This window comes from Marinobacter denitrificans, assembly GCF_008795955.1.
Classification (GTDB): domain Bacteria; phylum Pseudomonadota; class Gammaproteobacteria; order Pseudomonadales; family Oleiphilaceae; genus Marinobacter; species Marinobacter denitrificans.
This window is the reverse complement of the sequence record NZ_VMHN01000005.1, coordinates 169,572-185,551: the sequence shown is the minus strand read 5'-3', so window position 1 is coordinate 185,551 and position 15,980 is coordinate 169,572. Positions and strand designations below refer to the sequence as shown.

Below are 15,980 nucleotides of genomic sequence, written 5' to 3'. Positions count from 1 at the left end.
TTGAGGAACACCGCCCCACCGTAATCCAAGGTGGGGCGATACAGGCGATTTCCTTTTGCTCAATATTTCCTAAGCGGCACTTTTTAAACCTTTCCGCCAGTCACCCAAATCCTCAATTAACTTGTAGAACAGCGGCACAAAGAACAGCGCAAGTGTGCTGGCGGCGATCATACCCCCAACCACCACGGTACCAATCTCCTGTCGGCTAGCAGCACCGGCGCCGGTGCTGACGGCCAGCGGCAGGGAGCCAATGATGAAGGTCAAGGCGGTCATCATAATGGCGCGGAACCGCTGTCTGGCTGCTGCACTGGCGGCTTCTGCTGCGGACATACCGGTTTTACGATTCTGAGCGGCAAATTCCACAATCAGAATGGCATTCTTCGCTGCCAGCCCGATCAGCACCAGCAAGCCAACCTGGAAGTAGATGTCGTTGGGGAAGCCCCGCAGCATGGCTGCCAGGATCGCACCAAAAACCCCGAACGGAACGGCCGTAGCAACCGCTACCGGTAGACCCCATCGTTCATACTGTGCTGCAAGAATGAGGAATACGAGTAACAGGCCCATACCGAACGCAAGCACACCGGAGTCTGCGGAATCCTGAAGTTGGAAAGCTTCCCCGGTCCAGCCCAGCAGGGTGTTGCGGTCAAACACGTCAGCACCGACTTCCTGTAAAGCGGCGAGTGCATCCCCTGAAGTAAATCCCGGCCCAGGGTCGGCCAGCAGTTTGGCAGCCGGGTAGAGGTTAAAGCGGTTGAGAATATCCGGGCCACTGGTCCGGTCCAGGCTCACCAACGAACTGACCGGAATCATCTCGCCATAGTCGGACCGGACAAACACCCGTCGCAGATCGTCCGGATGGCTGCGGAACTCTCCCTCCGATTGCAGCGTTACCTGCCAGTTGCGGCCCTGCAGCGTGAAGTCGTTTACATAGAGTCCACCAAAGGTGCTCTGCATGGTGGTGAAGATCTGGTCAACGGGCACCCCCGCGGCCAAAGCCTTCTCCCGGTCAACATCCGCACGATATTTGGGGATGCCGGTATCCAGCGTCACCCTTACGTTCTGCAGTTCAGGCCGTTCGTTTGCTTTGCGGGTGAACTCATCGGCAATGGCCTTGATCTCGTCAGGTGTTCTACCGCCCCGCGCCTGAATATAGCCTTCAACGCCACCAGTTGTCGAAAGTCCCTGGATTGGCGGCGGTGTGAAAGCGAAGGCCGCCCCCTCAGGCAGTTTGCCCCCAAGGCCCATGATCTTGCCAGCCACACTGGCGGCATCCTGGCCCCCACCGGTGCGCTCTGCCCAGTCTTCGAGGGTTACAAAAGCAACACCGCTGTTGGTACGTAATGCACTGGATATAATGTCAAAGCCGGAAAACGCCACCACATCCTGAACTTCAGGCACGTCCATCATGCCGCCAACCAGATCGTCGCGGAAATCCGATGTGCGGCTCAGGGACGCCGACGCGGGCAGCGAATAAGCGGCAAGCACGAAGCCCTGATCTTCCTGAGGCACCAGGCCCGTAGGCATTCGGTCAATCAAAAGCACAACGCCGCCAATCATGGCCGCAAATAACAGAACACCCACCACGGCATGGCGTAGCAGCCAGTCAACAACTGCACAGAACCCGTTGGTTATCCGGTCAAAGCCGGCGTCGAACCAACGAAACGGCGCCCATTGTTTTTCCGGCTGCCCACCCAGCAAAAGTGCGCACATGGCTGGCGTCAGAGTGAGGGCCACAACACCCGAAATGACCACCGACACGGCGATGGTGATTGCAAACTGTCTATACAGCTCGCCACTCAGTCCGCCCAGGAAGGCAACCGGTGCGAAGACTGCAACCAGAACGAGCGTGGATGAAATTACTGCCCCGGAAACCTGCTGAATGGTGACCACAGCGGCATTGTAGGCAGACAGCCCCTCCTCTTTCATTAACCGTTCGGCGTTCTCCATAATAATGATGGCGTTATCCACCACGACACCGATGGCTAGTATCAACCCGAACAAGGTCAGCAGGTTGACGGAGAATCCCAGAGCCTGCATGCCCGCAAACGTACCAATCAGCGACACGGGGATCGCCACCAGGGGTATTAATGTGGCCCGCAAGTGTTGCAGGAACAGGAAGGTGACCACCACAACCAGCAGTATGGCAATGATGAAGGTGCTGATGACCTCCTGAATCGAGATATCGATAAAGCGGGTGGTGTCGTAGGGGATGTCGTATTCCAGCCCCTCCGGGAAGCGCTCACTGATCTCTTTCATGGCTTCGCGCACGGCATCGGCGGCATCCAGAGCGTTGGCTCCCGGCTGCAGATAGACCCCCATGGGAACCGTATCGTCGCCGTTATAGGCCGCCTCGAAATCGTAGTTCTGGGCGCCCAGCTCTATCCGGGCCACATCTTTGAGCCTCAGCGCCGCGCCTTCTTCATCGCTGCGCAGAATAACTTCGCCGAATTCTTCGGGGCTGGTCAGGCGCCCCGGCACCGACACACTGAATGTAAAGGCCTGGCCTTGCGGTGCCGGTTCGGCGCCGATGCGGCCTGCCGCAAACTGAGCGTTCTGGGCCCGCAAAGAGGCGGCTATATCCGCCGGTGTCAGCTCATACTGGGCCAGTTTGTCCGGGCGCAACCAGACTCGCATGGAGTAATCCTGGGCGCCGAACAGAGAGGCGTTACCAATCCCCGGCAGGCGTACAAGTTCGTCCAGCACATTCAGCAGGGCATAATTGGAAATTTCCACGACGTCCATGCTTTTGTCAGGGGACGACAACGTCAGGACCTGCAGGATCGATGTGGACCTGGCCTCTACGGTCAGCCCCTGGTCCCGCACGGCTTGAGGTAAACTTGCCAGGGCCTGCTGCACCCGGTTGTTGACGTTGATGGTGGCCTGGTCCGGATCGGTGCCGATTTCAAACGAGACCGTAACGCGAAAACTTCCCGAGTCGGTACTGTTGGATTCCATGTAGATCATCTGATCCACGCCGTTAATTTCCTGCTCCAGTGGCGCCACAACACTCTCCGAGATAACGTCGGCGCTGGCACCCTGGTAACGGCCATCAACCACAACCTGGGGTGGCACCACATTGGGATACTGCTCAACGGGCAACCCCAGGAGCGAGATGGCCCCCGCAATGACAATGATTATGGAAATAACGGACGCGAATATTGGGCGGTCAATGAAAGTGCGCAGCATTACTTGGGCTCCTCGCTCTCATCCCTGACGCTTACTTCAGCCCCACCCCTGAGATTGACCAGGCCACTGGTAATGAAGGCTTCACCGGCTTTCAGGCCTTCCAGTATGACCTGACGCCCATCCACAACCGGCCCGAGACTGACAGGGCGTGCACGGGCAACGCTGTCATCATCAACCACGAAAACCTGCGCCCCGTCCGCACCTTCGGTCACCGCTTTTTCCGGCACCGTAACAACACCTTCCAGGCTCCGGAGCTGCACTCTTACGCGCACAAACTGCCCGGGGATAATCTCGTTGTCAGGGTTGGGGAAAACAGCCCGGGCGGACACGGTACCCGTGCGAGGGTCCAGGGTGGAGGCAGTAAAATCCACCTTGCCGGTGCGATCATACGCCTTCCCGTTCGTCATGATCAGCGTGGCGTCCATGTCTTTAGCGCTGGCCGAATCCGTCATTGCTTCACGGGCGGCACGCTGTATTGCAGCATCGTTCTCCGGCAGCGCAAACCGAACATGCACCGGATTCTGTTGCACGAGGGTGGTCAGCAGCGTGCCCTGTTCAATCAGGCTCCCTTCAGGCAGGTCTTCAAGGCTGGTCACGCCATTGACCGGAGCCCTGACGTCGGTATAGCCCAAATTCAGTTCAGCTACCGTAACGCCCGCCTCGGCAACAGCCAGATTGGCCTGGGCCAGTTCCAGGGCAGAACGGGCGGAGTCACGATCCCGTTCACTGACCGCATTACGCTCGTACAATGAGGATATGCGATTCCATTCCCGCTCAGCCTGGCGGAGATCCGCTTCAGCCACCTGGCGTTGAGCCTTTGCTCCCTGCAGGGCGGCTTCCGAAGGCTTGGGGTCAATGCGGAACAGAGAGTCACCCTCACTGACAATCTGGCCTTCGCGATACAGGCGCTCCTCGAGGATGCCCTGAATCCGGGCGCGAACTTCTACTTCACGAGCCCCGCGAGCCCGACCGGCATAGTCCTGGCGCACTGTCACGTCGGTTGTTTCAGCCGTTTCCACGATGACCTCCGGGGCTGGCCTGCCACTACCCTCCCCAGCGTTTTGATTATTGTCACCGCTGCAGGCAGCCAGACCGGCCACAAGCACAGAAAGCAATAATGTTCGACGTAGTGCTCTGGAGGAATACAGTAGGGCAGCATGCGACGGCATGACGGAGGTCTCCTTGGGTAAACGTTGTTAGAATTGATGGGACAATACCTACATTCATGGATGTATGCAAAAAACTTTGGCATGATGGCGCCCAAGACAAACGGACCCGTATGCACTTTAGCGGTGGGGCCTACACTCAGAATGACGGATATTCACCATGGCCAGAAAAACCAAGGCGGAAGCTGAAGTCACCTATCAGGCTTTGCTGGACGCAGCAGAGCAGGTCTTTCTCAACAAGGGCGTGGCCCGGGCCTCACTGGAGGAAATCGCCCGCACCGCCCAGGTCACCCGTGGCGCGGTTTACTGGCACTTCCAGAACAAATCGGATGTTTTCAAGGCCATGCTCGAGCGGGTTCGATTGCCGATGGCAGAGATGACTGAAAACGCCGCTGACGAGCGCACTGGTGACCTTCGGACACTCAGAAACCTGTGTGTGTATGCGCTTCAGACCCTCGTTAAGGATCAACGCCACTTCCGTGTCTACAAGATCCTGTTTCACCACACGGAATCCGAACACGGTCTGCGGCTGCAGGATGAAATGACGCAGGAATCTATTGATACACTGACGCGGTTTTTCAGCAATCACCCACCCCATTCATCACTAACCGCCAGTCAGGCCGCCCGTTCGCTGCATACCCAAATGCTGGGCATCTACGTTGATTGGCTCAGGAATCCTGACGCCTACGACCTGAGCGCCGAAGCGGAATGCCTGGTCGATACATTGTTCCGGGGCCTCTGCCCTGAAAACGAGCCATTCCAAACAAACAAGGAAACCCCATGAACAAACGCCTGTTGCCTGGCCTGATGGCGGCGCTTGCAGCCCAGCACGTGCCGGCCATGAACCTGGTCGAAACCTATGAGAAAGCGCTTACCTACGATTCCGGCATCGCCGAATCCCGAGCTACCCTGCAGGCAGAACAGGCCGGCATTGATGTTAGCCGCGCCAACCTTTTGCCCCGGCTCAATGCGTTTGGTGATGCCAGGCACACAGATATCGATCCGGACAACGCCAGCGGAGACTCGTACAAAACTTTCAGCTACGGCGTTGAACTGACTCAGCCGCTGTTCCGCGCTGACGCCTGGTTTGATTTTGAAACCAGCCAGATTCGGAGCGAGGCCGCCCGAGCCCGGTACAACCTGGCGCAGCAGCAGTTGATCCTCGACGTTGCCGAAGGTTACTTCAATGTGTTGCGGGCGGCAGATGCGTTGACCACTGCACAGGCCACCGAGACAGCTATAGGCAGACAGTACGAGCAAGCTCAGGAGCGTTTCGATGTCGGCCTGATCGCCATTACCGAAGTGTATGAGGCCCGCGCCAGCTACGATGATTCCAAAAGCCGGCGTATTGCCGCCGAAAGTGACTTGGACATCGCCCGGGAAGATCTTGCCCGCTTGACCGGAGAATACACCGAACAACTGGACAACCTGCGCCAGGAATTCCCTCTGGCCAGACCCGCGCCCGCGAATCCCACAGAGTGGGAGAAGATCGCGTTGGGACAGAATTGGGAAATCCAGACCGCCCTGCTTGAGCTCGATGCCAGCAAGTCCACCCTTGAAAGCCGCAAGGCGGGGCATTACCCGACGCTGGACCTGAACGCCTCTTACGGTGAAACAGACATCAACGGCCTCGGGCCCGGCGGCACGGGGTCCACCGCAGGCAGCGGCGGCGCCACCCGCTCTGGTAATGGAACGACCACTGAGGGCGTGATCAGTCTGACACTAAACGTGCCGTTGTACCTCGGCGGCGGAACACAGGCCGGAGTGCGGCAACAGCGATCACTGGTCACGGTGGCCGATCAGGCCCTGAATACCGTTCGTCGGGACGTGCGGGTCAACACCCGCAGTCTGTTTCGTCAGGTTAATACCAATATCGAATCCGCCTCGGCACTCGAACAGACCATCATCTCGCGCCGCAGTGCACTGGATGCTACCCGCGCGGGGTACGAAGTCGGCACTCGCAACATCGTCGAAGTGCTGGATGCCGAACGGGACTATTACGAAGCCCTGCAAAACTATGCCAATGCCCGCTACGACTACGTAGTCAACACTCTTAACCTGAAACAGTCCGCCGGCACCCTCAGCCCACAGGATTTGATGAATCTGAACCGCTGGCTCAGTGCATCAGCGCCAGGCATCGAAGCTCTGGCCGAGGACGATGAAACCATCGACGATCCAACCCGAAACTGAGGGTGCTAGCTTTATGTTACGAAACAAATACGCCCCCACAGCGATGGCCCTGTCATTGGTAGTGCTCAGCCCCACCGTGTTTGCAGCCGCTGACTGGCAGAATGCCATGACCAACCCGGACTGGGATGGCAGCATCGGGGCCGGAGCCTTCTATGCGCCGGACTATCTTGGCAGTGACGACTATGAAACCCGAGGCCTGCCCAACCTGAACCTGAGTTATGACGACCGGTTCTATCTGAATATCCGCGATGGCCTCGGCTGGAACTTTATTAATTATGGCGCATGGTCGCTGTCGACCTACATCGGCTATGTCGGGGGCCGTGATAATGAGGATGACCTGAGCAACCTAGATAAGGTGGACAGTGGGGCTGCCATTGGTTTGCGCGTTGCCCTGGAGGACGGGCCTTTCAATTACAGCGCGTCGGTAAAGACACCGGTGACCGGTGACGTCGACGGCTATCAGTTGACACTTAAGGGAAGTTGGCGAACCCCGCTGACAGAAAACCTTTTCTTGTCGGCCGGTCCGGGCCTCATTTATAGCAGTGAGCGCTGGACGGATAGCAAGTTTGGCGTATCCGAGGCAGAGAGCGCCCGCTCCGGGCTGAGCGCCTATGACGTTGATAAAGGTTACCTGCGCATACGTTTTGGCGGCGCCATGACTTACCGCCTAAGTGCTGATTGGTCACTGACCGGTCTTGCGGGAGTGGCTTACCTGACTGGAGAGGCCAAAGACAGTCCGATAGTTGCGGATATTGGAGATCATGTTCAGGGCTTCGGCGGATTATTGATGAACTATCGCTTTTAACGGGACAAAGCTCTCTTGAGGTTGATCATTTTTTTGTTTGCACTTGTTCCCGAATTTGCCGGGGCCAATTCCGGGGCCTTTAGCATTTCCTGGGACAACGACCTTCTGACCGGCTCGGATAAGGGGTATACCAATGGCGGTCGATTGTCCTATCTGAGTGCCTCGGCAGAAAACAACAACTGCGAGGTGTGTCTGGCCAGAAGCGCCAGGAACGCGATGGATTGGTTGCCCGTTATTGGTCGCACGGGCAACGCTCATGCCTTGACTTTCAGCTTGAGCCAACTGATGGTCACCCCAGAGAACATACAAGCATCTGGGCCGATTTATGAAGACTTGCCTTACGTCGGCTACCTCTCTGGCTCAATCACTCTCTGGAGCTGGAGTTCAGAATCCCTGACCGGCTATGGCATCGGTCTGGGCGTCGTTGGACCGAATTCCGGCGCCGAAGTAACGCAGAAATGGGTCCACAAACTGACCGGCAGCACCAATCCGAATGGCTGGGATAACCAGCTGGGCACCGATGTCATTGGCGAAGTGCACGCCTTTCATGCCCAGCGGTTGTTTCGCGATAATATCGGCAGTGGGATTCACCAGGAGATGGCCTGGGTAACCGGTGGCAGGCTGTCGAATTTCGTCAGCAGTGGTGAGCTGGGGATGTCTTGGCGAATCGGCACCAACTTGCCCGCCAATATCATCCCGGATTATGCAGGAGCCTCTTCAACCATCGCCCTGCCGGGCTCACTGAATGCCCCCGGCTCGGGTTGGTCCGTGTTCATTGGTTTGGGTATGGAATTCATACCCTATTCCTATCTGGAGGAGCAGTCAGGGCGCTACGATTATGACCAGCGTCCTGTTGTCGGTCTGGGTGGCGTGGGCGTTGGCTGGCATTCGCCTGGAATCCAGATTGCCATCACACTCAGAGCGACGACCAGTCAGGATGAAAGCAATAAAGATGCACTTTCTTTTGGAACTGTGTCGGCTGCGTATCACTTCTGAGTACCGAGACATTTTCCGGCAGTGTTTACCCTATGCCTTGACTCCTTTATTGATGACACCGTCCACAGCGATCTGCCAGATCAAATCACCAATGGCGTCGAGTGAATGGACTCCGTTCGGGTCGAACCAGGTTGCAACCCAGTTGAGCGCCCCAAGGCCGATCAGGCGAAGCAAACGGCCGTCAACATTCTTCCGGACCACGCCCTGTTCAATCATTGTTTCGAGGATCTCAGCCCACAGGGACTCGTACTGGTCACGCAGTTCGATGATTTCCTCGCGAGCCTCCGGGCCCAGCGCTCGCCATTCAAACAGCAACACGTAAACCGCGTCCGAATCTAACAACAGGGCTCGCAGATGCGCGTTGATACAAAGGCGCAATCGTTCAAACGGGTCATCCGAGCTGGCGTAAGCCGACTCGACCTCTGCGGTCACCAGGTCGACTCCCCGGCGCATCAGCTCGACAAGCAGTGCTTCGGCAATGTACTTGAGCGACGTCCTTTCAAAACCTTTCTCACGGAAAAGCCTGGCTACGTTAAAGACGATCTGTGGCGTCAAGAGGGCCAATGTTCCGAAAAAACAGTTTAAGTAAGCTTTTTTGCTGAACAGCATCTGACCGCCTCAACAAGCGCTGTATAGATGTACTGACAACAATAACGAGAAAACGGAGCATATTAATGCCTAAGACTCCCCTTTTTACTAAGGGCCCTACCTCTTGCCTTGCAATCGCAATTCTGTCCGCTGGGGGTTCTTTTCCCACTCAGGCCAGCATGGGCAACATCGGCACCACCTACGGGGTAATGGCAGCCGACGTGGCTACAGCGCAATCCCTGTCTATGTTCAACGATCAGGTGTCTGCCACTTACTATAACCCGGCTTATCTGACAAAAGATCCCCGGGGAGAGCTGACCCTAGGCCTGCTTCATGCAGAACAGGAACTGAGAGCGGATGGCCCCCTGCGGGATGGCGACGTACTCGCCGACTCACCGAGTCAGCATGTGCTCATCGGCATGAAAACAAATCTTTCTTCCTTGACCCGTTTTAAGCACCCCATTTACTTTGGCTTCATCGCGGGAGTAGAGAAGTATGGCAAGGAACTGCTGGCCTTCAGTTCAAACACATCAGAAAGCGGCCAGTTCATGGAGTATGGCAGGGAACCCCTGTTCCTCAATATCGGTGGTGCCACCAACATCTGGCGAGGTATTGACGCCGGAATCTCGGCAAGAGTCACCCTCGAAGCCACAGCCAAGCTGGATACGTTATCGAACCTGGCCGGTGAGACACGACGTGAGCGCCTGTCAGTCAATGCCGAACCCTCTGTAAAGTCGATTCTCAGTACCTCCATCGACTGGGGCAAAACTTTCTGCCCTGAAAGCGGCTGTTGGTTGAGCGGCTGGGAAACGGCCCTTGCTTACCGGGCAGAATCATCGGCTTCCACCAGTATCGACGCAAACGTCATTGTCGACCAGACGATTCCCGATCCGGGGCTTGCGCTTGCGGTTACCACGATAGACTCCTTTCAGCCGGAAATCTGGGTCGTCGGCACCCAGTATAAAGGTGACGGCTGGCGTATTGGCGGCAGTGTAGAACAACAGAACTGGTCAGGCCTGGAAGATAAATTTACCAGCGACACCATCAAGGATCAGAACAGCCTTCCCCCCGCTGCCCGTATGCAGTTTGACAACACCCTGGTTCCCCGCCTCGGTGGCGAGTACATGCTGAACGACAATTTTACCTTCCGTGCCGGCGTCGCCTATGAAGAATCCCCTCTGAAAACCACCCGAAATCCGGAAATTAACTACCTGGACACAGACAAGATTTCTGTCGGGCTTGGCTTAAGTGCCACCTACAATCGGACCCGTCTTCTGGCCTACCCCGTTCGCGTGGACCTCGGTTACCAGTACCAGATGCTGCAAGAGCGTGACTTCACCATTGTCGACTTCAATGGCAATGAAGAAGACGTTACTGCAGACGGCGATATTCACGTGTTCAGCGGCTCAATTACGCTGAGATTTTGAAGAGGTACGGCATGAAAAAAACCACTATTGCATTGATTGTCACCACAGCACTCGCAGGCTGCGGGGATAGCGGCGACGAGCAGACCGTTACCCGGGCTCCGACACCCGGATCGCTGACATTTACCTATCCGGCTGACAGTACGCCCCCGGGCGGCAATCAGCCCGGTGTCACGTCCACCGTTCCCACAACAACACCGGTCTTCCTGCGTTTCAACAAGTCCATCGACACACCGCTGACCGACATTCCTGACTCTCTGATCCTGAGGGATGCCACCGGGAACGAGGTTACCCTCACAGACGTGATGTTCACTGATGAAGACAAGATGGGGCTTGCGGCAAAGCCGGACAAGGCGCTTGCACCGGGAACCCGCTACACCCTGACCGCAGAGGGACTTCAGGTTGGCGGCGCACCAGTGTCCCTGACCGCGGACGGAATCAAATTCAGAACAGCACCGGCAACATCCGGCCCGCTTCTGAGCCAGACCGAAGGTACCGGATTTGAACTGGCGCGAACCATTCCGGACGGAGGGAACGACTACCCCGTCACGGACTTTACGACCTTCCGGCTTCAGTTTACCGAGCCCGTCGACCCGCAATCGGTGGTTTACGGCCAGACCATCCGCCTGGCGGACCAGGCCGGCGAACCGGTCAATGCCGAAATATACGTCAAGGGTCACCGGGTCACGGTGGATCCGGAAGGCTACCTGGATCCGGCCCGAACCTATAACCTAACCCTGACTACCGGCATCAAAAGTGCACTGCTTGGTGACACCCTGTCCGAAGATCGCACACTGACCTTCAACCCGACCGACTCCCGCTCTCCGACTGGCAAGCGCCAGATCATGGCCCAGGTAGCTGAAAACATACCAGGCCAACTGCCACTGACGGGTGCCGATTACAATTCGGTAAACCTGAGCTCCCTTCTTCTGGGCGAAGAAAACCCGACCAGTGTCGCCGGCACTGTGTTCGCGGAACTGGGTTTTATTCCCAAGTTTGAGGCGGCCGCTCAGAGCATTCCGTTGAGGATCGACCGGGGCACCTTGCTCACCGGAAGCTCTGTAGAAGTCAGCATCGCGGGGGCTGTGCCGGCCGGATTCGAGTCCGAAGCCGTCGGGGTTCGCTTTCTCTCGGATGCCAATGGTTTCCTGATACCCAACCCCTATACCGATGCAGTGGATGCACCCCGACTGCTCGAACTCTACATCGATATGGCCCTGAATACCGGGAACACCGTTGCCAACGGCGCCCTTGGCCAACAGCTCATGCACGTGCAACTGGTGGGCACTGCCCTCGTCGAAGACGGAAAGCTGAGCATCGAAGCCGTTGGTGTTATTGAGCCGGACGTGATGGGCATTGACACAGCCTCAGGCCTGATCTCCTTCAAGCTGAACGGCTTCCGCAACGTCGAAGATGCCCCGCTACAGGCCGACTTTGCGGACACCGCAGCGCCCTTCATCAAGAGCTGGGTACCCGGGGAACACTCCGACATACAGAGGCCTTCTGACCCTTTGATTGTCTATTTCTCGGAACCTCTCCTTCCGTCATCCATCAATCCGGACAATATCACCCTCATCGCCAATGACGGCACCACATCGGCAGAGGTTACCTTTAAATCCCGGCTTGACGGCCCGGCTCTCGTTATCCGGCCAACCGAGCCGTTAACGCATGGCATCGATTATACCCTTACGATGGACGGCCTTGTTGACCTGTCGGGTAATCCGATGACCAGCACAAGCCGTGATTTCAGGCTCGACCCAGCGGCGGCTGTCCCGCCAGCTGACGTTGGTCCGATTGCCCTTACAACCCTTCCTGGTTACCCATGCGCCAAGACGGACATGGATGTCCAGGCCGGGAAGCAGGGGCGGTGCCTTGGTGGCATCACGAGCCAAACCCCTGCGTCCGCGAATTTTGGACAGCGCCCGCTGGATGATTTGCTGCCCATAACGGAGCATTCGGCCAGCGAGCCGATCATCGTTCGCTTCTCACAGGATATCGATCCGGACTCCATTGTGGCCGGCGAAACTGTTGTTGTGGAAAAGCAGGACGAGAACGGCAAATGGAAATCAGTTGAGGGGTACAGCCTGCGCCTTCTCAACGGCCGTGAACTAAGAGCCGTGCCGCTTGAAAGGTGGGAGCCAGGCACAAGCTACCGTTACGTGCTGACCGATGGTATTACCAATCAACAGGGTACCCCCTTGTACACCAGGCTCCTGAGCCAGTACGCCGACCCGGGAAGGAGCCTCGGGGATCTCTCGTCAGGCGGACAACCGCTTGAAAACCGGTTTGTTGCCAGAGATATAACCAGAACCTCCGTGCTTCTGCCGCTGAAAAACCTCCCGAGCAGGGATGTGAATGCTAATCTGAAGCTGGATCCGGAAGAGCCTGATGCAATCAGCGGAATTCCTGAAAATTCCATGAAGCTTGCCATAACGGAGATCAGTAGCGGGGTTCTGGAGGATAACGGGCAGATTGGTTGTGAAGTAGGTGCTGAAGCTTGCGATGAGTTCAAAAAATTCATTTTTCTGACCGCAAACCTTGATGTTGAGATAGTGGGTGAACCAACCGTTGCCGAAGATGGCAGCATGCGAGTGCCTGTGAAGTTGCATCCGTCGGTACTGCTTACCACGCCTAGCGACATCTGGGTCAATCTGAGCAATCAGTTGCTCGCAGCACTTGCGACCAGTGATTTACAGACCTCTCAAGAGTTTGACACCGGCCCCCTCGCCTTGCGCATGCGTTACCAGGGCGAAAACCGCGACGGCCTGATTGATGGCGTGATTCTACAGAAAGACGGTCAGCTGACCTTCGAGACCGAGCTGGATGTTTACCTTGATGCACCGTATCTGAACGTTAGGCTGAGCGGACTGGCGAACACCCGCCTTGAGGATAATCTGCGCAGCTATCCAATTAATGGATTGAAGCTCTCTGGACCGATAACCTTCCTTGATGATGGCAGGATCGTCATAGAACAACGAAATGTTGAGCCGATTGTGCTGTCAACGAGGCTTTTAGGGCGAGCAACTGTGGGCTTGCTTGAAGAGGAGTCTGCAATTTGTAGTATCGGAACAGGTCTTCTTTGCCGCCTATTGGGCGGGGTTGTCGATGGAATTGTTAACGCGGTAATCGACGTCGACACCGACCTGACCATCGGAATTGCCCCGAATGAACTCCACCTCAGGTATGTGTCGCCCTACACGCAAAACTGATTCATAGGTTTCACGGGCTGGCTTCCGGGCTGGCCCTGTTTCCTGTTGAAGGCGAAACCACCTCCTTGGAAACGAGCCTGCTGGCGTCAGCGAGTCAACACTGGCTTGTGTTACGTGCCTCAGCCCATTGTGCTAAGGTCTTCCAAAAGCGGGCCAGATCAAAGCCAAAAAGACTGGCCCCGGTAACAGCGATGGCCTCGGATGCTTCCGGGCCTACGATACGCCCACCTACGCTTATGAGCGCCATATCATCGGCTGTGGGCGTGCCAGCGTGGCAAATCCGCAGTTCAACTGGGTCAATACGCTGCTCGGGAACGCCAAGAACGCGATCACCGGTACGTACCATGCCATCCGCGGGCAGCATGCCCCGCCCTACCTGGCCGAGTTCGAATATCGCTTCAATCGGCACTATGATCTCGAGGCCATGATCCCGCGCCTTCTCGCGGTAGCCGCCAGAACGCCGCCAATGCCGTACCGGCTCTTGACGATGGCTGAGCCTTATGCGTAATCAAGATATTGGCTACTTGCCGGCACTCCTGTCAGGTCATTTATTGACAAGCGGAGGTCATTTAAAGACAACAACATGACGGTAACTCATGACGGCGAAGACGGGTGGTTTGCAAAAACCCGGATGGGACATTCCATCGAATTATTCACGGCTAATTGCCCGTGAGCTGGATTTAACCGCCAAACAACTGCCACGTCTGCTGCAGGGTACTGGACTTGGAATTACGCAATTTCTGACCGAGGACAGCTTGCTTACGGCTACGCAGCAAGTGCGGATTCTGCGCAACGCTCTGGAGCTGTCCGGCCAGCCGGAATTAGGGTTACGGCTCGGCAAGCGGCTAACCCCGGCAACCCACGGAGCGATGGGGTTTGTGGCCTACAGTAGCGCTGACCTCCTCAATGCACTGCAGGCGATTCATACATTCCTGCCCACGCGCGCGAGCTTCATCCAGCTGCATTTGCAGCAAGTCGACGAGCGCCTGGAATGCATTCTGGACTTTCAAGAGTTGCTGGACGATGACATACAACGGTGCTTCTCGGATGCGATGGTCAAGGCACTTTTCGAATTCGGCGAGTTCATAGTTGGTCGCCCCTTGCATGAGGCCGAAATATGCTTCGTCCATCCGAAGCCCGAGTACCACTCGATATATCCAGACTTTTTGTCCGGGCAGATTCACTTTGACTGCGACCAGTTAAAACTCACGTTGCCAACGGCGTTGTGCCGGGAACCGAACGCCGCCGCCAATCATGAAAACTATCGTCTGGCCTTGCAGCAGTGTCAATCCATGCTTGCGCAACTTCATTCTGATAAGCCGACCTATCAGACCCGACTGAAGAAGATGATGTTGTCCCGACCGCCCGGAACGCCCAGTGAAGACGAAGCGGCGGCCTCTCTGTTCATGAGTAAACGCACTCTGGCGCGCAAACTCAAACAGGAGCGTACCAGTTTCGGAAACATTCGCGGCGAGATTCTGTCCCAGCAGGCCGCGAGCTACCTGCGTGACAGCCAATTGTCCATTGAGGCCATTGCCGCACTGATGAACTATCACGACAGTGCCAATTTCAGGCGCGCGTTCAAGCGCTGGTTTGACCAGCCACCGGAGCGATTCAGGCTAAATGTCAGAGCACAAACCCTGCACCCACCTGATGGGCGACCTTAAAAAGCCACCACTTGCGCTTGTTTAGCCGGCGCCAATGTTTACTCACTTTTATTGATCACGCCCTCCATAGCGATCTGCCAGATCAAATCACCAATGGCGTCGAGTGAATGGGCCCCGTTCGGGTCGAACCAGGTTGCAACCCAGTTGAGCGCCCCAAGGCCGATCAAGCGAAGCAAGCGGCCGTCAACATTCTTCCGGACCACGCCCTGTTCAATCATTGTTTCGAGGATCTCAGCCCACAGGGACTCGTACTGGTCACGCAGTTCGATGATTTCCTTACGAGCCTCCGGGCCCAGCGCCCGCCATTCAAACAACAGCACGTAAACCGCATCCGAATCTAACAGCAGGGCTCGCAGATGTGCGTTGATACAAAGACGCAAACGCGCAACCGGGTCGTCCGAGCTGGCGTAAGCCGACTTGACCTCTGCGGTCACCAGGTCGACTCCCCGGCGCATCAGCTCAACAAGCAGCGCTTCCTTGCTGTTGTAACGATAATACAGACTTCCGGGCAGCATATTGCAGGCCTCGGCAATCTCCTTGAGCGACGTCCTTTCAAAACCTTTCTCACGAAAAAGCCGGGCTGCGTTAGACAAAACGTCGCCCTGGTCGCCCAGTTTGCTTGCAGGAGCAATCTGTCTGTTAACCATCGCTTGAGTATCTCCTCAGCAAGCCCATTTATTATTCATCAGAGCGGTCAGACTCGCTGCACTGATCTTACGCCATTCCGCAGGCGACGTGCCATTTGTCCG

At 56.6% G+C, this 15,980-nt stretch carries 11 protein-coding genes and 1 pseudogene; 8 read left to right on the top strand and 4 right to left on the bottom strand.

What is annotated here, in order from left to right:
- Window positions 1-69 precede the first annotated feature (69 nt).
- A complete protein-coding gene (locus FO268_RS15570) occupies window positions 70-3,186 on the bottom strand; it encodes an efflux RND transporter permease subunit (protein WP_150994192.1) in 3,117 nt (1,038 codons plus the stop codon).
- The gene (locus tag FO268_RS15565; protein WP_263645070.1) at window positions 3,186-4,205 is read right to left on the bottom strand and encodes an efflux RND transporter periplasmic adaptor subunit; all 1,020 of its coding nucleotides are present in this window, start codon (window positions 4,203-4,205) and stop codon (window positions 3,186-3,188) included. Before FO268_RS15565 ends, FO268_RS15570 begins: the two co-directional genes overlap by 1 nt.
- Window positions 4,206-4,512: 307 nt before the next feature.
- Here FO268_RS15565 and FO268_RS15560 point away from each other — a divergent pair, with 307 nt between their 5' ends.
- From FO268_RS15560 to FO268_RS15545, 4 genes are read left to right on the top strand one after another with little or no spacing between them, the layout of a single operon-like run.
- Window positions 4,513-5,136: a TetR family transcriptional regulator gene (locus tag FO268_RS15560; RefSeq protein WP_150994190.1), complete on the top strand. Its 624-nt coding sequence runs from the start codon at window positions 4,513-4,515 to the stop codon at window positions 5,134-5,136.
- Complete coding sequence (locus tag FO268_RS15555; protein ID WP_150994189.1) at window positions 5,133-6,542, top strand: TolC family outer membrane protein; 1,410 nt, start codon at window positions 5,133-5,135, stop codon at window positions 6,540-6,542. Before FO268_RS15560 ends, FO268_RS15555 begins: the two co-directional genes overlap by 4 nt.
- A 13-nt stretch (window positions 6,543-6,555) precedes the next feature.
- Complete coding sequence (locus tag FO268_RS15550; RefSeq protein ID WP_150994188.1) at window positions 6,556-7,347, top strand: MipA/OmpV family protein; 792 nt, start codon at window positions 6,556-6,558, stop codon at window positions 7,345-7,347.
- Between the two features lie 33 nt (window positions 7,348-7,380).
- Window positions 7,381-8,343 (top strand): lipid A deacylase LpxR family protein, encoded by a 963-nt coding sequence (locus tag FO268_RS15545; protein WP_150994187.1) that lies wholly within the window; start codon window positions 7,381-7,383, stop codon window positions 8,341-8,343.
- A 30-nt stretch (window positions 8,344-8,373) separates the two neighbouring features.
- Here the strand turns inward: FO268_RS15545 and FO268_RS15540 are convergent, their stop codons facing one another.
- Window positions 8,374-8,898 (bottom strand): TetR/AcrR family transcriptional regulator C-terminal domain-containing protein, encoded by a 525-nt coding sequence (locus FO268_RS15540; protein WP_225316766.1) that lies wholly within the window; start codon window positions 8,896-8,898, stop codon window positions 8,374-8,376.
- A 119-nt stretch (window positions 8,899-9,017) separates the two neighbouring features.
- Here FO268_RS15540 and aupA point away from each other — a divergent pair, with 119 nt between their 5' ends.
- The 4 genes and pseudogenes from aupA (at window position 9,018) to FO268_RS15520 (ending at window position 15,231) form a co-directional block, all read left to right on the top strand.
- Window positions 9,018-10,358, top strand: a complete 1,341-nt coding sequence (aupA, locus tag FO268_RS15535) for an alkane uptake protein AupA (RefSeq protein WP_150994185.1) — start codon at window positions 9,018-9,020, stop codon at window positions 10,356-10,358.
- Between the two features lie 11 nt (window positions 10,359-10,369).
- Window positions 10,370-13,564, top strand: a complete 3,195-nt coding sequence (locus tag FO268_RS15530; RefSeq protein ID WP_150994184.1) for an Ig-like domain-containing protein — start codon at window positions 10,370-10,372, stop codon at window positions 13,562-13,564.
- A gap of 187 nt (window positions 13,565-13,751) precedes the next feature.
- A pseudogene (locus FO268_RS15525) lies at window positions 13,752-14,072 on the top strand (transposase); the annotation flags it as partial.
- Window positions 14,073-14,160: 88 nt separating this feature from the next.
- A complete protein-coding gene (locus tag FO268_RS15520) occupies window positions 14,161-15,231 on the top strand; it encodes an AraC family transcriptional regulator (protein ID WP_150994183.1) in 1,071 nt (356 codons plus the stop codon).
- A 38-nt stretch (window positions 15,232-15,269) separates the two neighbouring features.
- On the opposite strand, the gene FO268_RS15515 is transcribed toward FO268_RS15520, so the two are convergent.
- Window positions 15,270-15,878, bottom strand: coding sequence for a TetR/AcrR family transcriptional regulator (locus FO268_RS15515; RefSeq protein ID WP_150994182.1), 609 nt, complete (start codon window positions 15,876-15,878; stop codon window positions 15,270-15,272).
- Window positions 15,879-15,980 lie beyond the last annotated feature (102 nt).